The organism is Micromonospora sp. C95 (assembly GCF_018070465.1).
Taxonomy (GTDB): domain Bacteria; phylum Actinomycetota; class Actinomycetes; order Mycobacteriales; family Micromonosporaceae; genus Micromonospora.
On record NZ_JAGPXT010000004.1, the window covers coordinates 42,350 to 59,116 of the forward strand.

The following is a 16,767-nucleotide window of genomic DNA, read 5'->3' on the forward strand; positions in this document are numbered from 1 at the left end:
CCAGAACGGTTACAGGATCCGTTGATAGATCGATTGCTACCGTTCCTGCGCCGACCGCTGAAGGGGGAGACCGGTGATGGCCACTGCTCCGGCACCAGCCCTCCGACCGGGCGTCCGGCGGTGGCTGGCACCACGCAGAACAGCCCTGGTGCTGCTGCCGCTGCTGCTGGCCGGCGCGGCTGCCGCCGTGCACCGCACGACCGGCCTGTTCTGGGGTGACTTCGCGGTCTACCAGGCGGGCGCCGTCGCGGCCGCGCGCGGCGACGGGCAGCTCTACGAGGCCGCCCACCGGGGCACCGACGGCATCGTGCTGGGTTTCACCTACCCCCCGTTCGCCGCCTTCCTGCTGCAGCCGCTGGCCCACGTCGACCCCACCGTGGGCGTCGGGATCTGGCTGCTGGCCTCGGTCGTCGCGCTGTCGGCCGGGGTCGCACTGGCGCTACGCGCCGCCGGTGTGGCCGCCTCCGCCGGCGCGGTACTGACCGGCACGGTCGCGATGCTGCCGGTGTTCCCGGTGGCCGGTCACCTTCAGGTCGGTCAGGTGGGCCTGTTCCTGATGCTGATCGTGCTGCTGGACCTGATGCACGGTCCGGGCCGGCGCTGGCACGGGCTCGGCGTCGGTGTCGCCGCCGGGGTGAAGCTGACGCCGCTCATCTTCGTGGCGTACCTGCTGTGCACCGGCCGGTGGCGGGCCGCGGGGGTGGCGTTGGCCGGGTTCGCCGCCACCGTCGGGCTCGGCTTCGCCTGGCGGCCACAGGACTCGGCGCGGTTCTTCAGCGGCGGCCTGTTCGACACCGCCCGGGTGACCGGGGACCCGCGGACCGTGCTGAACCAGTCGCTGCACGGCACGCTGGCCCGGCTCGCCGACACCGCCGACGTGCGAGCCGTCTGGCTGCCGGTGGCGGCGCTGACCGCGGTGGCCGGGCTGGTGATCGCGGCGCGCTGCGCCCACGCCGGTGCACCGCTGCTCGGGGTGCTCGCCTGCGCCACGACCGGACTGCTCGTCTCGCCGGTCTCCTGGCATCACCACTGGGTGTGGTGCGTACCCGCGCTGGTGCTGCTGGTGGTGCGCGGACGCCGGGCGGGGCACCGGTTCGCGGTGGTGCTCGGCGCGGCGCTCTGGGCCGGCCTCGTGGCAAGCGCCGGGTGGACCGTCATCGGTCTGCGCGGGACGGACCTGCACTTCCAGGGCTGGGCGCTGCTGCACACCAACATGTACGTGCTGGTCGGGCTGGCCGCACTGGGCTGGCTGGCGGTGCGTCCGGCCGGGGCGCCCGTCGGCGCTGAGCCGACCCGCCCACAACCGGCGGCGGACCCGGCCGCAGAACCGCACGGAAGGGACGGTGCCGACATGAACCGCGCCGACACCATCGAGGGCGGGATCCGGTGAGGGTCTCGGTGGTCGTGCCCAACTACAACAAGGAGCGGACGCTGCACGCCTGCCTGTCCTCGGTGTACGCGCAGACCCCGCCGCCGGCCGAAGTGATCGTCGTCGACGACGCGAGCACCGACCGGTCGCGACAGATCGCAGCCGGCTTCCCGTGCACGGTGGTGGCCTTCGGGGCCAACCGGGGCGTGTCGGCGGCCCGCAACGCCGGTGCCGCCCGGGCCACCGGCGACGTGTTGTTCTTCGTCGACTCGGACATCGCGCTGGCCCCCGGTGCGCTTGCCGCCGCGGTGCGCGCCCTTTCGGCGCATCCCGACTGCGGCGTGGTGCAGGGCATCTACGACCCGCGTCCGCTCTACGACGACGGGCCGGTCGAGGCGTACAAGACGTTGTTCGAACACTACTGGCGGCGTCGGGCCACCGGGGTGACCACGAGCACCATGTTCGCCCTCACGGCCGTACCGAGAGCCGTGTTCGACCTGGTGGGCGGCTTCGACGAGCGGCTGCGCGACGCCGAGGACGTGGAGTTCGGCACCCGGTTGCCCCGACGGTACGAGATCCGGGTCAGCGACGAGATCGTCGGCCGGCACGACGACGTGGACCGGCTGTGGCCCTACCTGTCGGAGCTGTTCCGCCGGGCGGTGACGTACGCCGACGCGGTCGTGGCGGCCCGATGGCAGCGGCCGGTCGCCGGGGCCGACACCGCGCAGCGGTCGCCGCATCCGGTCGATGTCGGGTCCGTGGTCGGCATGGGCGCGACCGGGCTGGCGGTGGCCGGCGTGCCCCTGGTCGTCCTCACACCCTGGCTGGGGTTGCTGCCGGTGGCCCTGCTGACCGCCGCCGTGGTTGCCGACCGCGAGTTGCTGGCCTTCGCCCGGCGGCACCGGGGCCCCCGGTTCCTGATCTACGCCACCTGGCTGCGGTGGATGACCCACCTGACCGAGTTCGTCGGGATGGGCCTGGGGGTGTGCGCGGCCCTGCTGCGCCGGTTGCGGGACCACCGGTCCCGACCGGTGAGTCTGGTGTCGCGCCGGTGAGCGGCCGTTGGTGGCGGCTGGCCAACCACGTCCTCACGGCCGTGTTCGTGGTGGCCCTGACCGTCGGTCTGGTGCTGTTCGTCCGGGCCCAGGACTGGACTCCGGTGGCCACGCTGGCCGGCCAACTTGATCCGCTGCGGGTGGTGGCGGCGCTGATCGGCGCCCTGCTGATCAACGCCGCCGGGCTGCTGCTGGGGCTGGCCTCCTGGCGGGCGCTCTTCGCCGACCTGGGCGCCGCGGTCGACAGGTGGACCGCGTACCGGCTGTTCTTCGTGGGTTTCCTGGCCAAGTTCGTGCCGGGCCGGTTCGTCGCTCTGCCGGTGCTGCTGCGGATGGGCAAGGAGATCGAGGTGGGGCCGGTCCGGCTGGCCGGGGTGTTCCTGCTCAGCTGGGCGGTGGTGGCGATGACCGGGATGACGATCGCGCTCGCGGCCGGGCCGGCACTGCTGTCCGGAACCGCCGGCTGGCTGCTGGTCGCCACCGTGCCCCTGGTGGTGCTGGTCGCCCGGCCGGACCTGCTGAACCGGGGACTGGCGGCGGCGGCCCGGCTGCTACGACGACCACCACCGCAGGTCACCGCCTCCGCCACCGGCGTACGTCGGGCGGTCACCGCACAGTCGCTGTCCTGGCTGGTCTCCGGGCACCACCTGTGGTTGCTGGCGGTGGTCGCCGGAGCGCCGCCGGCCCGGTCGTACCTGATCTGCGTCGCCGGGTTCGCCGCCGCGACGGTGGCCGGCCTGTCGGTGATGATCGCCCCGGACGGTCTGGGGGTGCGTGAGGCGGTGCTCATGCTCGGGCTGGTCACCGTGCTGCCGGTCGCCGTGGCGACACCGGTGGTGCTGGTCAGCCGGCTGGTCTGCGCGCTCAGCGAGGTGGCGGTCGGTGGGGTGGGGCTGCTGCTGGCCCAGTACCTGCACCGACGCCGCACCGATCCGGTGCGGCGGGTCGCGCCGGTCGGCTGACGTCATCGAAGGAGAGATCATGGGCAGGGCACCACTGCGGACGATGGCCCGACTGGTCGGCGCGCCGGTACGGGCGCTGGTACGACGCAGTCCCCGGTTGACCGCCGCGCTCTGGGACACCCAGTACGCGCTGGGTTTCTGGGGCTACCTGGACACCACCGGCGGTGGCGAGGTGCCGTTGTCGCTGATCGAGACGTGGGCGCCGCACCCGACGATCCTCGACCTGGGCTGTGGCACCAGCGCCAACCTGCCGCTGGCGCAGGGCCGGCACCGGCACTACCACGGGGTGGACATCAGCCGGCGGGCGATCGAGGCGGCCCGGTCGCTCGCCCGGCCGGATGCGTCGTTCGAGGTGGCCGACATCCGCACCTACGACACCACCCGGCGCTTCGACGCGATCCTGCTGCGTGAGGTCATCTACTACCTGTCCGTGCCGGAGGCGACGCAGCTGTTGCGCCGCCTGCCCGGGCTGCTCACCGACCGGGGGCGGATCCTCGTGCAGATCTACGACGTGCAGCGGTCGCGGCAGTTCGTGGAGGTGATCCGCGAGTGCGCGCTCGACGCGGTAACCCGGGAGCCCACGGACTCCGACGGCGGTGCGGCGGGGGCCTTCTTCGTGCTCACCCCCGCCGCCGCCCCGAAACACTGACCCGCACCGGTCAGACCGGCACCCGGCGTTCCCACCACGGGCGTACCGTCACGGGTTCGCTGCGCAGCAGTCTGCGGTGCAGATCCTGAAGCCGGTGACCCGGCTCCACGCCGAGCCGGTCGGCGAGGGTGTCCCGGGCGTCCTGGAACGCGGTGAGCGCCTCCGCCCGCCGGGAGGTCTGCCCGAGCGCGACGAGCAGCAGTTCCCAGAGCCGCTCCCGCATCGGATGCTCCACGAGCATCCAGCGCAACTCGGCCACCACGTCCTCCACGTCGCCCAGGAGCAGTCGCAGGCCGGTCACCTCCTCCAGCACGTCCTGCCGCAGCTCGGTCAACCGGATCCGTTCGGCCTCGGCCAGCGGGCCGGTCGCCTCGTGCAGGGCCTGACCGGACCAGTGCGCCAGGCCGCGTTGGAACAGGTAGAGCGCCTGCGCCAGCTCGGCCCGGGAGCGGGCGGCGCGGGCCGCCCGGACGTCACGCTCGAAGCGGACGATGTCCACCGCCTCCGGCGGTACGTCCAGGGTGTACCCCGGACGGGTGGAGCGCAGCACCCGGGCGAGTGCCGGGCGGCGGCCGGGCGGCTCCAGCACCCGGCGCAGCCGGCCGATGTAGGTGTGCACCATGTTCTCCACCGAGTCGGGCCGGCGGCCCACCCAGATGGCGTCGACGATCTGGGCCACGGAGAGCACCATGCCGCTGCGCATCGCCAGCACCGCCAGCACCTCGCGTTGTCGTGGGGTGCCCAGATAGAGGCGGGCGTCCGCCCGACGGGCCTGGATCGGGCCGAGCAAGAGTATTGACAGGTCATCGTGCGACATCAGAGTTTTCTCCCCCACCCAATCGAACCGGGTGCCACGACCCGGCTCCGGCACTTGTGCGGTGTCGACGGCTCCGGCACTCCCCACCTACCGGTCCTCCGCGACGGTGACGAAGCGGAGTCCCTGGCCGATCAGCCTCGGGATGACCTGGGTCAGGGCGGCGAGGGTTTGTGACCGGTCGCCGCCGCCGTCGTGGCAGAGGATGATCTGCCCGGGCCGGGTTCGGGACAGGGTCCGGGTGATCCTTTCGACGCCCGGACTGCGCCAGTCGCTGGGGTTGACCGTCCAGTCGACCGGGGTGAGGCCAAGGTCGGCGGTGGTCCGCAGGACGGTGGGTGACCAGTTGCCGCCGGGGGCGCGGAACAGCCGGGGGGTGACCCCGGTGGCGTCCTCGATCGCCCGCTGGGTCCGGTCGATCTCCGCCCGTAGGGCCGGGCGGGGCAGGGCGGCGAACGGTTGTGGATGCGTCATGGAGTGGTTGCCGATCGGATGACCGGCGGCCATGATCCGCCGGGCCAGCTCGGGGTGCTCGCGTACCCGGTCGCCGATGAGGAAGAACGTGGCGCGTATCCCGTGGGCGTCGAGCAGGTCGAGCAGCGGCGGGGTCCACCTCGGGTGCGGGCCGTCGTCGATGGTCAGCGCGATGCCGTCGCCGGGGACGCCGAACGCCGGCCAGCGGGGGCCACCGCGGGCGGGACGGCGGCGCAGCAGTTGGCGGCCCCGGTAGGCGAACAGCAGGTAGTGCAGTGCCTGTGCGCAGAGGTGGGTGGTGAGCGGTCCGTGGCCGGCGTTCATCGGGACGTTTTCGCAGCGGTCACCCGGGTGGGCCCGAAGTCGCGGTCGGTGAGGTGGCGCAGCCCGCCCACCACCGCGCCGGCGACGATGGCCAGCTGCACCATCAGGTGCACGAGGAAGAAGAAGGCGGTGAAGGCGGGCCCTCGCTGGCGCAGGACGAAGCGGAGCAGGCCGGGCTCGGCCACGGTGAACAGCGCGAAACACAGCAGGGCCGCCAGCGGCCAACCGCCGGTGAGCGGTGTCAGCGTCAGGCTGGCCGGCACCACGGCGGCGGTGAGCAGGCCCGCCGGGCTGTTCGCGCGGATGCCGGCCGGGCCGCGTTCGGCCAGGGCCACCGGGATCAGCAGCTGCGAGCGACGGAACTGCTTGCGCAGCAGCGCACCGAGCCGGCTGTCGTCGTCGTGGCGGCAGACGACCGTGTCGGTGAGGACGATGCCGTACCGGTCGCCCATCCGGTCGCCCAGCTCGACGTCCTCGGAGGCGCGCAGGTTCTCGTCGAACAGCCCGACGGAGGTGAACACCTCCCGCCGGATGAGGCAGACCGCGAAGAGGCTGGTGCGTACCCGGCCGACGTGACGCAGCCGCCAGTAGTGTCCGTGCAGCAGCCGGTACGCCTCGACGGGCCCGTCGTCGAACAACGGTTCCAGGGAGTAGATGCCGTGTACGCAGGCGACGTCCGGTTGCTCGCGCAGTACCGCGAGGGCGTTCGCCAGCGCGTCCGGCTCGGGCGCGCAGTCGGAGTCCAGAAAGAACAGCAGCTCACCGGTGCTGGCGCGGATGCCGCGGTTGCGGGCGGCGGCCGGTCCGGCGTTGCGGTCGGTGACAAGTAGCCGGCACGGGAAGCGCCGGGCGATCGCTCGGGTGTCGTCGGTACTGGCGTCGTCGACGACGATGACCTCGGTCACCGGATGGTGTTGCCGACGAATCGCCTCGAGACAGGCACCCAGGGTCTTCGAGCTGTTGTGGGTGGGGATGATGACCGAGACCGTCGGCGGCATGTTCAACACCTTCGGGACGTAGGGCAATGCGCTAAGGAAATTGACGAGGAAAATTCTCTTCGCAGCGACCAAGTTAGCTACCGGCCAGCCCTGCCGCAAGGGGTTGCCTTGCGTAGTCAAGGTTGCATCCAGCATCGGTCCAGGAAAGATCTCGCAGCAATGGATAGCGTCCCGACATGCCCAATCTGGTCAGCGTCGAGGAATGCGAACGTCTCACCATTCGGGAGGTGCACGATCTCTATCGGCGGTACGTGAACGCAAGCCAGGTCAATCTGATGACCTCGTTCGGGTTCGGCCGGGAATTGGTCGACCAGGCCGAGGGTGCCTACCTGACATTACGTGACGGTCGCCGGATCCTCGATCTGACCGGCGGGGTGGGGGTGCTCAACCATGGCCACAACCACCCGCGCATCGTCGAGGCCCGCCGCCGGTTCGCCGAGCGGCGGCGGATGGAGGTGCACAAGACGTACTTTTCGCCCTACCTTGCGGCGCTCGGTCACAACCTCGCGCAGTTGCTGCCCGGTGATCTCGCCATGTCCTTTCTGCCCAACTCGGGCGCGGAGGCGGTGGAGGGCGCGGTGAAGCTCGCCTATAAATACCACGGTGGTCGACGCGGGACCATCCTGCGCGCGGACTGCGGTTTTCACGGAAAGCTGCTCGCTTCCGGTGGACTGACCGGACAACCGCACTTCAACTTTCCGACGATTCCGGGAATCGTTCCTTTCGCCTATGGCGATCTAAATTCCGTCCGGTCGGCCATTGACGACAATCCGGACGACGTCTATGCGCTCATCGTCGAGCCCTTCAGCGCCTCTACGATTCAGTGGTGTGACGAATCGTTCCTGCGCGGGGTGCGGGAACTGTGCGACCGGCACGACATCGTGTTGATCTTCGACGAGATCTACACCGGTTGGGGCAAGACGGGCAGCCTCTTCTACTTCATGCGCTACCCGGGCCTGATACCGGACGTGCTGACCACCAGCAAATCCTTCGGCGGTGGCAAGTCGTCCATTTCGGCCTTCGTCGCCCGGAAACCGGTGTTCCGCCGGGCGTACGACAACCTGACCGACGCGCTGCTGCAGAGCACCAGCACCACGTACTACGGCATGGGGGAGGAGTGCGTCACCGCCATCGAGGCGATAAACGTGGTGGTGGAGGACGACTACCCGGCGCGCGCCCGCGAGCTGGAACGCGTCCTCGAACCGGCGCTGAACCGGTTGGCGAAGGAGTACCCGGACGCGGTCGACCGGGTGGCCGGCGCCGGAGCGCTCTGGGGTGTGCAGATCTCCGGCGGTCCGAAGGTCCTCGACCTGGTGTCCCGACTCGCCCCGGGCGGGGTGGCCCGCGACCCCCGGTTCAAGGCGAAACTGGTCACCTCCGCCGTGGTCAACGCCCTCTACCGCGACCACGACATCTTCACCTACTACGCCTTGAACGGACGCAATCCACTGATCATCGGCCCGTCCCTGGTCACCGATCCGGCCGACGTGCAACGCGGCGTCGACGCCCTCGCCGAGGTGCTCGACCAGGGGTTGACCCGGCTGGTCTCCCGCTTCGTCGCGCAGAAGATGGGTTCGCTGTGGTGATCACGGTCACCGGCGCCGCCGGCATGCTCGGGTCCCGCCTGGTCGACCGGCTCACCGCCGACGGCCATCAGGTGCGCGGCGTCGACCTTCGGGACGAGTCCACCGTCACCGACGTCGGCGACATCCGCGACGCGCGGCTGCTGGACCGTGCGCTCGCCGACAGCAGCGTGGTCATCCACTGCGCCGCGGCGTTGCCCAGCTACCCGCCCGACCAGATCCGGTCGGTGATCGTCGATGGCACGCGCAGCGTGTTCGCCGCCGCCCAGCGGGCCCGCGCGGCGCGGGTGGTGCACGTGTCGTCGACGGCCGTGTACGGACTGCCCAGGCAGGTGCCCACCCCCGAGCAGCACCCGCGCACCCCGGTCGACACCTACAGTGCGGCCAAGGCGGCGGCGGAGGAGATCGCCGAGGAACACCGCGCCGCCGGGCTGCCGGTGGCGGTGCTGCGACCCAAGACCTTCCTCGGTCCCGGCCGCATGGGTCTGTTCGCGATGCTGTTCGAATGGGCAGAGGAGGGGCGCAACTTTCCCGTGCTGGGTCGTGGCGACGTCCGGATCCAGATGTTCGCCGTCGACGACCTGGTCGACGCGGTGGTCACCGTCCTCAACGCCCCCGACGAGGTCGCCAACGACACCTACAACCTCGGTGCCGACCACTTCGGCACGCTGCGCGAGGACTTCCAGGCGGTCCTGGACGCCGCCGGACACGGCCGCCGGGTGGTCTCGTTGCCCGCCCGGCCCGCGTTGGCCGCGCTCAGCCTGCTCGAACGTCTCCGGCTCTCCCCGGTCTACGGCCGGCTGCTGCACAAGCTGATGGCCGACTCGTACGTCAGCACGGACAAGGCCCGACGTCGCCTGGGCTTCCAACCCAAGCTGTCCAACCAGGACGCCATCCTGCGCACGTACGAGTGGTGGCGCGCGGAACGGCACCGGGCCCGTCCGGCCGGCCAGGGGCGGACCAGCCGCGACCCCTGGCGGCAGGGTGCCCTGGCCGCCGCCAAGATCTTCTTCTGACAGGGGGTCTTGCGATGACGTCCGTCGAAACCGTGGTGGAGCCGGTCGCCCCGGTGGTCACCCGGCGCACCACCCGCCTGCCCGCGCCGTTGCGACATCTGGTGGCGCTGGCCCGGCCCGGCCACGCGGTGAAGAACCTGCTCGCCGTGCCGCTCGCGCTGGCCGACACCCCGCTGTGGACGGCAGCGACGCTGTGGCGCTGCCTCTGGGCGGTCGCCGCGTTCACGCTGGCGTCCTCGGTGATCTACGTGGTCAACGACATCGCCGACCGCCACCGGGACCGCGACCATCCGGTCAAGCGGGCCCGTCCGATCGCCGCCGGCCACGTCCCGGTCCCGGTGGCCTGGGTGTACGCGGGGGTCCTGGGTGCCGCACTCACCGGGTTGACCGTCGCCGGACCGGCCATGAGCTGGTGGCCGCTGCTCACCTACCTGGCGCTGAGCATCGCCTACAGCAGATGGCTCAAGCACGTGCCGCTGCTCGACGTCTGCGTGGTCTCCGCCGGCTTCGTGCTGCGGGTCCTGCAGGGGTACGCGGCGACCGGGGCGGAGGTCTCCAGTCTGCTGTTGACCGCCGTGTTCAGCGGGTGCCTGGTGCTCATCCTCGGCAAGCGGCGGCACGAACTGGCCGCCCTGGGCACACCCCACCGGCCCGCCCTGGACGGCTACAACCTGCTGCTCGCCGACCACCTGCTCGGCCTCACCGCCTCGCTGGCCGGCACCACGTTCCTGCTGTACCTGCACATCGACGCGCCGGTCGACGCGTACCCGCCGGTCGCGCTGGCCATCGTCGTACCGCTGGGCCTGCTCGCCGCGTTCCGCTACCTCCAGGCGGTCCTGGTGCTGCGCGGTGGTGGCGACCCGATCCGGATCCTGCTGCGGGACCGGACCATCGTCGTGTGCGCCGCACTGGCCGGCGCCACGTTGGCCCTGGCCCAGATCATCGCCCGCTACCCCAACCTGCTGACCTGGACGGACAGTTGATGAGACAACCGCTGGTGTCGGTCATCGTGCCGAACTACAACTACGCCCGTGCGCTGCACCTCTGCCTGGAGTCGCTGCGTGCGCAGACCTACCCCCACCTGGAGATCATCGTGGTGGACGACTGCAGCACCGACGACTCGGTAGCGGTCGCCGAGGCCCACGGCGCGCGGGTGACGCGTACCCCCGCCAACGGTGGACCGGCGGCGGCGCGCAACCTGGGCGCGGCGGTCGCGACCGGAGAGATCCTGTTCTTCATCGACTCGGACGTGGCCGCCCGGCCCGACGCGGTGGCCAACGCGGTCGAACTGCTCACCGCCGACCCGACGATCGGAGCGGTGTGCGGCAACTACGACCCGGTGCCGCTGATCCGGGACAGCCTGCTGGAGGAGTACCGCTGCCTGCAACAGTCCTACTGGTTGATCGCCGACGAGGGCCAGATCATGACGCTCTACACCGCGCTGCTGGCCATACCGGCCCGGGTGTTCGCCGAGGTGGGGCCGTTCAACCCGGAGCTGCGGGAGACCGAGAACGCGGACTACGGGATGCGGCTGGCACAGCGCTACCGGATCCTGCTCTCGCCCCGGGTACGCGGCGTGCACGATCACGACCACGAACTCGGTGTGCTGGTGCGCAAGGTGTTCACCCGCACCGCCTTGCACATCCCGCTGTACGCCAGCAAACCGGAGTTTCCCGGCGGGTTGCGCAGCGGCCCCCGGGCCTGGGTGAGCATCGCCGCCCCGCTGGCGGTGCTCACCGCCGTGCTGCCCCTGCTGTTCGGGCCGGCGCTGTTGCTGGTGCCGGCCGCCGCGTTCGTCGCGTTCGTCGCCGGGGACCGGCCGATGTACCAGTTCGTCCGGGCCGAACGAGGGGCGCTGTTTCTGGTCTACTTCATCGCGATGCACTTCCTGCTGAACCTCGTCATCGCCGTCGCCGCGGCGTGCGGCGTGGCCGCCTGGCTGGCCTCGGCCCGGTTCCGCCGGCTCTACGACCGTCCGGAGGTGGTCGCCCGATGAACGAGCTTCCGCTGGTCTCGGTGATCGTGCCGAACTACAACTACGCCGAGTCGCTGGACCTGAGCCTGCGGTCCATCCTCGATCAGACCTACCCGAACATCGAGCTGCTGATGGTCGACGACTGCAGCACCGACCAGTCCGTCGCGGTGGCCGCCGCCCTCGGTGTGAACGTGGTCAGCACCGGCGTCAACGGTGGCTGCGGCACCGCCCGCAACGTGGGCGCCGCGCACACCCGCGGCGAACTGATCTGCTACGTGGACTCCGACCTGGCCCTGGCGCCGGACGCGGTGGCCACCGCGGTGCGAATCCTCACCGAGCAGCCGACCGTCGGTGCGGTCTGCGGCATCCAGGACGCCGAGCCGTTGCTCCACGACACGGTGGTCTCCCGGTACCGGGGCCTGCAGTACCACTACTGGTCGATCAGCTCCGAAGGTGACGTGTCGTTCCTGTTCCCCGCGATGTGCGTCATCCGCCGCAGCGTCTACGACGAGGTCGGGCCGTTCAACCCGGCGCTGCGGCAGACCGAGGAGGTCGACTACGGCTACCGGCTGACCCGCCGGCACCGGATGCTGCTCACCTCCGAGGTACGCGGCCGGCACGACCACGACCATGAGCTGGTCGGGCTGCTGCGCAAGCTGTTCCACCGGGGCCGGCTGCGCATCCCGCTGTACGCGCGGGCCCGGCGCTTCGGCAAGGGGTTCGAGACCGCGTCCCGGGCCTGGGGCAGCCTCGCCGCCTTCGCCGTCCTGCCGGCGCTGGCCGTACCGCTGGTGCTGGGGCCCTGGGCTGCCGTCCTGCCGGCCGTCCTGCTCGGCACCTCGCTGGCCTGCGACGCCGGGATGTACCGTTTCGTGCTGCGCGGTCGTGGGCTGCCGGCGCTGGTCGGCTTCGCCGCGCTGCACTTTCTGGTGAACGTCACCATCACCGCCGGAGTGGCCACCGGCGCGGCGCAGTGGCTGCTGTCGCGACCCTTCCGCCAGCTCTACGACGCCTCCTTCCCCATCGACGGCACCCCCCGGTGGACGTCGGCGTGACGACCGCCACCCCGGTGGCCGCGGCCGGCACCGAACCGGACCAGCTCACCCGTACGGCGTCCCGAGGCTGGCCGGCGGTGCTGCTGGTCACCGCCGCGGCGCTCTGGCTGGCGTTCACCGTCACGCACCTGGCGATCAGCGGACACTGGTGGCTGTGGCTCGCGGTGGACGCCGTGCCACCGCTGGCCTTCGCGCTCGTCCCGGTGATCCTGGGTGCCGGCGCGGCGGTGCTGCGCTGGCGGCGGCGCACGGTGGCGCTGCTCGCCGCCGCCGCGCTGCTGCTCGGCGCGGGCCAGTCCGGCATCAACACCCGGCGGTGGCAGGGCGGGGACGGTGCCGCGCCGGCCGACGCGGTGCGGGTCTTCGTCTGGAACACCGACTACTGGGACGAGGGCGGCCAGACCGAGGCGCTGTACCGGGTGCTGCGCGAGGCCGACGCCGACGTCTACCTGTTGCAGGAGTACTGGTACGCACGGAGCGCCGGGCCGACGGAGGCGGCGCTGGAGCGGCTGCGCGCCGAGTTCCCCGGCTTCCACGTGGTGGTCGTCGGCGAGTTGGTCACCGTCTCGCGCCTGCCGGTGCTGCGGCAGGCGCCACTGGCGGCGGACGACCTGCCACCGGCGGTCGCCGACGCCGGTGACCAGTGGCGGTACAAGACGCTGCGCACCGATCTGGACGTCGGCGGCAGCCGGGTGCTGTCGATGTACAACCTGCACCTGCCGGTGCAGCTCTCACCCGACCACGGCCCGTTCGACCCGGACTTCTACCGGGTCCTGCGCGAGCAGCACGCACAGCGTGAACCGCAGTGGCGGGCCCTGGCCGCGGACGTGACCGCCAACCCGCATCCGGTGCTGCTCGCCGGTGACCTGAACACCAGCCCCGCCATGGGCGACCTGCGCAAGCTGCCCGACGGACTGCGCGACGCCGGCTACGCGATGCCGTCGCTGTACCCGGCGAGTTGGGCCGACAGCCCCGGCTGGCCCCAGTGGTGGCGGCTGGACTGGGCGTTCGTGTCACCGGACGTGCGGGTGCACTCCTACCGGTTCGGCGCTGGGCAGGGCGTGTCCGACCACCGTCCGCAGGAACTGGTGCTGTCCCTGCCCGGCCGCTGACCGGCCGGGCCGGCAGCCACGCCCACGGTGGGTCCGGCTATCCCGCCGTCGGGCCCGCTCCGGTGACGTTCAGCGCGAGCGAGTAGACCGAGGTGGTGGCGGTCACGAACAGCAGATTGCGCTTGCGGCCACCGAAGGTGAGGTTCGAGCAGATCTCCGGTAGCCGGAGTTTGCCGAGCAGCGTGCCCTCCTGGTCGAAGCAGTGCAGGCCGTCGTGGGCGGCGACCCACAGCCGGCCCTCGCGGTCGAGTCGGATCCCGTCGAACGAGCCGGCGTCGCACTCGGCGAGCACGCCACGGTCGCGCAGCGTCCAGTCGGGGCCCACGTCGAAGTGGCGGAGGTGCCGGCGACGGGTGTCGGCGATGAACAGCCGCCGTTCGTCCGCCGAGAACGCGAGACCGTTGGGGCGCAGGAAATCGTCGGCGACCTGCTCCACCCGGCCGTCGGGGGTGCAGCGGTAGACGTGGCAGCCGTCCAGCTCCGGATCCGCCTGGTACCCCTCGTAGTCGCTGTCGATGCCGTAGCTCGGATCGGTGAACCACAACGAGCCGTCGCTGGTCTCGACGACGTCGTTCGGGCTGTTGAACCGCCTGCCCCGCCACCGGTCCGCCACCACGGTCAGCGACCCGTCGGGTTCGGTACGGGTCACCCGACGATTACCGTGCTCGCACGTCACGACGCGACCGAGGCGGTCGATCGTACGGCCGTTGGGGTGACCGGCGGGCGTCTGGAACACGTCGCACCGGCCGGTGACCTCGTCCCACCGCAGCACCCGGTCGTTGGGGATGTCACTGAACAGTAGGCAGCGCCACGCGGGGGAGTACGCCGGCCCCTCCAGCCAACGCCCGCCGTCGAACAGCCGCTGCACCACGTGGTCACCGCTGACTGCCCGGAACCGCTCGTCCAGGACCTCCCACCGGGTGGGTATACGTTCGACCGGGTTCATCGTCATGTACCGGATGGTACGGCGGTGTCCGGCACCTGGCCCGCCAGGGTCGTGGCGGCGGCGACCCGGGGACGCGCTCCGCCCGGGCCGCCACCGTCGTGCCTCAGCCGTTGTCGATGAGGCCCGCGATCTCGTTGTAGATGAGGTGTGCCTTGGCGCCCTGGTTGGACGGACACCCACCGAGGTGGTGCAGGGCGATCACCCGGTGGCTGCTGTTGAGCACCGGTGAGCCCGAGTTCCCCCCGGAGGTGTCGCAGCTGTAGCTGATGTTCCAGGTGTTGTAGTTGGCGTTCCGTACGGTGCAGCGCGCCCCGTTCTGGGTGTTCTCGAAGATGGACAGCCGCTTCGGGCTGCCGTCACCGTGCCCCGGGATGTACATCTGCGTCCCGGTGGTGGTGGCGGACGTCGCCAGGTAGAGCGTGCCGAAGCCCTGGATGGCGGCGAAGTTGTTCACCGAGAACAGGGCGTAGTCGAGCTGGCTGGAGCCGCCACTGCTCACCCGGTAGAGCGTCGCACCACTCACCTTGGTGCCGGGGCCGGGGTTCGCGCCGCCGCAGGTGGCGCACTGGTAGTTGAACTGCATCTCGCTGCCGCTGACCGCGGCCTGGGTCGAGAAGCAGTGCTTGTTCGTCAGCATGCGGTTGGTGTTGCCGACCCGCCAGGTGGTGCACATGCCGCCGCCGCTGATCAGCAGCCGCGCCACGGCGTTGCCCCGGGCGTACTCGGTGGGGTGGCTGCTCTGGTAGCAGACCACGTCGCGGCGGGCGTCGGTGCTGCACACCGACTGGGTGGAGAAGTTGTACTGGCCGATCTCCGTGCGGTCGTAGCCGCGCCAGAACCGGTCGATGGTCGCGGCGCTGCCCCGGGAGGAGCGGTTGCTGTGCAGTGTCACCACCGCCGTGTCGCCCTCCACCGACATCGCCCAGAAGCCGGGCCGGCCGTCGGTGGTGTAGTCCGCGCCGGTGGCCCGGTTCAGGTGGCGGTCGTACCGGTAGCTCTCCCGGCCGTCCGGGCTGGACACGGTGACGTACTCGCCGGGTGCCAGCCGCAGCGAGCTGAAGTGCACCTTGACGTACGTGGCGCCGGGGTGCCGGATGATCTGGGTCCGGCCGCTGCGGGCGTACGACAACGAGCCGCCGACGGTGCGCAGCTCACCGACGGTCGTCACACCCTCGGCCGAGAACTGGTCCGATTCGGGTGCCCGCTCGGACAGTGGCGTGATCGGCTGCACCGGCTGTGCCGCGGCGGGGGCCGACAGCAGGGTCAGTCCGAGGGTGCCGGCGGCGAGGGTGACGGCCAGCGTGCGTAGGCGACGCAGGGCATGTTTCATCGTGGCTCCTCCCACAAAGCGGAACCTGAACGATTCCTAAGCCTTCATACCGAAAACAGATCGACATATGCAAGATAATCAATTGGTAATACCTCCTCTCGGACCGTCGGTTGACGTGGGCCGACCTGGGTACTGGAGGCACATGTTCGACGGCTTCACCGACGAGCGGGTCGACGTGGGCGAGGTGGAACTGCGCGTCCGGCATGCCGGACGCGGCCCCGCCGTCCTGCTCGTCCACGGACATCCGCGTACCGGATCGACCTGGCACCGGGTCGCCCCGAGGCTGGTGGATCGGGGGTTCGCCGTGGTCTGCCCCGACATGCGGGGCTACGGCCAGTCCGGCAAGGCGCGGATCCTGCCGGATCACTCCCAGCAGTCCAAGCGCGTGGTGGCGGCGGACATGGTCCGACTCATGCGCGCACTCGGCCATGCGACGTTCGCCGTTGTCGGGCACGATCGCGGTTGTTACGTGGCGCTACGCCTGGCGCTCGACCATCCCGACACCGTCAGCCGGCTGGTGGTCATCGACGGCGTACCCATCAGCGAGGCCCTCGCCAGGTGCGACGCGGCGTTCGCCCGGAACTGGTACCACTGGTTCTTCTTCGCCCAGCCGGACAAGCCGGAACGGGCCATCGGCGCCGATCCCGACGCCTGGTACGGCGACAAGGCGCGACCGGACCGGATGGGAATCGACAACCACCGGGAGTTCCGGCAGGCCATCCACGACCCGGCGACCGTGCGGGCGATGCTGGAGGACTACCGCGCCGGCCTCGGGGTCGACCGGGCGCACGAGGAGGCCGACCGGCGAGCCGGTCATACGGTCCGGTGTCCTACCCTGCTGCTCTGGTCGACCCGGGACGACCTGGAGGATCTGTACGGCGACCCGCTCGCCGTGTGGCGCACCTGGGCCGACGATCTGCGTGGCCACCCGATCGAGTCCGGACACCACGTCGCCGAGGAGAACCCCGACGACCTGACCGCCGCCTTGTGCCACTTTCTCGCCTGACCGCCGCGTCGCCACCGCGTGTCGACGATCAGGGCTGGTGCCGCGGCACCGGTGTGGGCCACTCTTGCTGTCAGGCTTGATGCATCGACATCAATCACC

16 protein-coding genes are annotated in these 16,767 nt (G+C 71.0%); 11 read left to right on the forward strand and 5 right to left on the reverse strand.

Annotation, left to right across the window (positions count from 1 at the left end; genetic code table 11):
• The first annotated feature begins 76 nt into the window (after positions 1–76).
• The 4 genes from KBX00_RS06490 to KBX00_RS06500 are packed head-to-tail and all read left to right on the forward strand — an operon-like array spanning position 77 to position 4,035.
• On the forward strand, positions 77–1,390 hold the full coding sequence (locus tag KBX00_RS06490; RefSeq protein ID WP_210824270.1) for a glycosyltransferase 87 family protein: 1,314 nt from the start codon (positions 77–79) through the stop codon (positions 1,388–1,390).
• Positions 1,387–2,424: a glycosyltransferase gene (locus tag KBX00_RS29125; RefSeq protein ID WP_307868170.1), complete on the forward strand. Its 1,038-nt coding sequence runs from the start codon at positions 1,387–1,389 to the stop codon at positions 2,422–2,424. Before KBX00_RS06490 ends, KBX00_RS29125 begins: the two co-directional genes overlap by 4 nt.
• Positions 2,421–3,386, forward strand: a complete 966-nt coding sequence (locus KBX00_RS29130; RefSeq protein ID WP_307868172.1) for a lysylphosphatidylglycerol synthase domain-containing protein — start codon at positions 2,421–2,423, stop codon at positions 3,384–3,386. The genes KBX00_RS29125 and KBX00_RS29130 overlap by 4 nt, the downstream gene beginning before the upstream one ends.
• Positions 3,387–3,405: 19 nt before the next feature.
• Positions 3,406–4,035, forward strand: a complete 630-nt coding sequence (locus KBX00_RS06500) for a trans-aconitate 2-methyltransferase (protein ID WP_210824272.1) — start codon at positions 3,406–3,408, stop codon at positions 4,033–4,035.
• 10 nt (positions 4,036–4,045) lie between these two features.
• On the opposite strand, the gene KBX00_RS06505 is transcribed toward KBX00_RS06500, so the two are convergent.
• From KBX00_RS06505 to KBX00_RS06515, 3 genes are all read right to left on the reverse strand, one after another.
• Positions 4,046–4,852 (reverse strand): AfsR/SARP family transcriptional regulator, encoded by an 807-nt coding sequence (locus tag KBX00_RS06505; protein ID WP_210824274.1) that lies wholly within the window; start codon positions 4,850–4,852, stop codon positions 4,046–4,048.
• An 87-nt stretch (positions 4,853–4,939) separates the two neighbouring features.
• Positions 4,940–5,647 carry a polysaccharide deacetylase family protein gene (locus tag KBX00_RS06510; protein WP_210824276.1) on the reverse strand — a complete coding sequence of 236 codons (708 nt, stop codon included), beginning with the start codon at positions 5,645–5,647 and terminating at the stop codon, positions 4,940–4,942.
• Entirely contained in the window at positions 5,644–6,654 is a 1,011-nt protein-coding gene (locus KBX00_RS06515) for a glycosyltransferase family 2 protein (RefSeq protein ID WP_210824278.1), read from the reverse strand. Before KBX00_RS06515 ends, KBX00_RS06510 begins: the two co-directional genes overlap by 4 nt.
• A gap of 266 nt (positions 6,655–6,920) precedes the next feature.
• Between KBX00_RS06515 and KBX00_RS06520 the strand changes: the two genes are divergently transcribed.
• From KBX00_RS06520 to KBX00_RS29625, 6 genes are read left to right on the forward strand one after another with little or no spacing between them, the layout of a single operon-like run.
• A complete protein-coding gene (locus tag KBX00_RS06520; RefSeq protein ID WP_301547491.1) occupies positions 6,921–8,231 on the forward strand; it encodes an aspartate aminotransferase family protein in 1,311 nt (436 codons plus the stop codon).
• Positions 8,225–9,244, forward strand: a complete 1,020-nt coding sequence (locus KBX00_RS06525) for an NAD-dependent epimerase/dehydratase family protein (protein ID WP_210824280.1) — start codon at positions 8,225–8,227, stop codon at positions 9,242–9,244. Before KBX00_RS06520 ends, KBX00_RS06525 begins: the two co-directional genes overlap by 7 nt.
• Positions 9,245–9,258: 14 nt before the next feature.
• Complete coding sequence (locus KBX00_RS06530; protein ID WP_210824281.1) at positions 9,259–10,227, forward strand: UbiA prenyltransferase family protein; 969 nt, start codon at positions 9,259–9,261, stop codon at positions 10,225–10,227.
• Positions 10,227–11,240, forward strand: coding sequence for a glycosyltransferase family 2 protein (locus KBX00_RS06535; protein WP_210824282.1), 1,014 nt, complete (start codon positions 10,227–10,229; stop codon positions 11,238–11,240). The genes KBX00_RS06530 and KBX00_RS06535 overlap by 1 nt, the downstream gene beginning before the upstream one ends.
• On the forward strand, positions 11,237–12,274 hold the full coding sequence (locus tag KBX00_RS06540) for a glycosyltransferase family 2 protein (RefSeq protein ID WP_210824283.1): 1,038 nt from the start codon (positions 11,237–11,239) through the stop codon (positions 12,272–12,274). Before KBX00_RS06535 ends, KBX00_RS06540 begins: the two co-directional genes overlap by 4 nt.
• On the forward strand, positions 12,271–13,386 hold the full coding sequence (locus KBX00_RS29625) for an endonuclease/exonuclease/phosphatase family protein (protein ID WP_210824284.1): 1,116 nt from the start codon (positions 12,271–12,273) through the stop codon (positions 13,384–13,386). The genes KBX00_RS06540 and KBX00_RS29625 overlap by 4 nt, the downstream gene beginning before the upstream one ends.
• 37 nt (positions 13,387–13,423) lie before the next feature.
• On the opposite strand, the gene KBX00_RS06550 is transcribed toward KBX00_RS29625, so the two are convergent.
• Positions 13,424–14,338 (reverse strand): SMP-30/gluconolactonase/LRE family protein, encoded by a 915-nt coding sequence (locus KBX00_RS06550; RefSeq protein WP_301547471.1) that lies wholly within the window; start codon positions 14,336–14,338, stop codon positions 13,424–13,426.
• 97 nt (positions 14,339–14,435) lie between these two features.
• Positions 14,436–15,662, reverse strand: a complete 1,227-nt coding sequence (locus tag KBX00_RS06555; protein WP_210824286.1) for a serine protease — start codon at positions 15,660–15,662, stop codon at positions 14,436–14,438.
• A 142-nt stretch (positions 15,663–15,804) separates the two neighbouring features.
• Here KBX00_RS06555 and KBX00_RS06560 point away from each other — a divergent pair, with 142 nt between their 5' ends.
• Entirely contained in the window at positions 15,805–16,668 is an 864-nt protein-coding gene (locus tag KBX00_RS06560; protein WP_210824288.1) for an alpha/beta fold hydrolase, read from the forward strand.
• The last annotated feature ends 99 nt before the right edge of the window (positions 16,669–16,767 follow it).

What these genes read in the sequence shown, in the direction of transcription:
- KBX00_RS06490 (WP_210824270.1), top strand. Translation starts at nt 77, where the DNA reads ATGGCCACTGCTCCGGCACCAGCCCTCCGACCGGGCGTCCGGCGGTGG.
- KBX00_RS06500 (WP_210824272.1), top strand. Translation starts at nt 3,406, where the DNA reads ATGGGCAGGGCACCACTGCGGACGATGGCCCGACTGGTCGGCGCGCCG.
- KBX00_RS06505 (WP_210824274.1), bottom strand. Translation starts at nt 4,852, where the DNA reads ATGTCGCACGATGACCTGTCAATACTCTTGCTCGGCCCGATCCAGGCC.
- KBX00_RS06510 (WP_210824276.1), bottom strand. Translation starts at nt 5,647, where the DNA reads ATGAACGCCGGCCACGGACCGCTCACCACCCACCTCTGCGCACAGGCA.
- KBX00_RS06520 (WP_301547491.1), top strand. Translation starts at nt 6,921, where the DNA reads ATGACCTCGTTCGGGTTCGGCCGGGAATTGGTCGACCAGGCCGAGGGT.
- KBX00_RS06530 (WP_210824281.1), top strand. Translation starts at nt 9,259, where the DNA reads ATGACGTCCGTCGAAACCGTGGTGGAGCCGGTCGCCCCGGTGGTCACC.
- KBX00_RS06535 (WP_210824282.1), top strand. Translation starts at nt 10,227, where the DNA reads ATGAGACAACCGCTGGTGTCGGTCATCGTGCCGAACTACAACTACGCC.
- KBX00_RS06540 (WP_210824283.1), top strand. Translation starts at nt 11,237, where the DNA reads ATGAACGAGCTTCCGCTGGTCTCGGTGATCGTGCCGAACTACAACTAC.
- KBX00_RS06550 (WP_301547471.1), bottom strand. Translation starts at nt 14,338, where the DNA reads ATGACGATGAACCCGGTCGAACGTATACCCACCCGGTGGGAGGTCCTG.
- KBX00_RS06555 (WP_210824286.1), bottom strand. Translation starts at nt 15,662, where the DNA reads ATGAAACATGCCCTGCGTCGCCTACGCACGCTGGCCGTCACCCTCGCC.
- KBX00_RS06560 (WP_210824288.1), top strand. Translation starts at nt 15,805, where the DNA reads ATGTTCGACGGCTTCACCGACGAGCGGGTCGACGTGGGCGAGGTGGAA.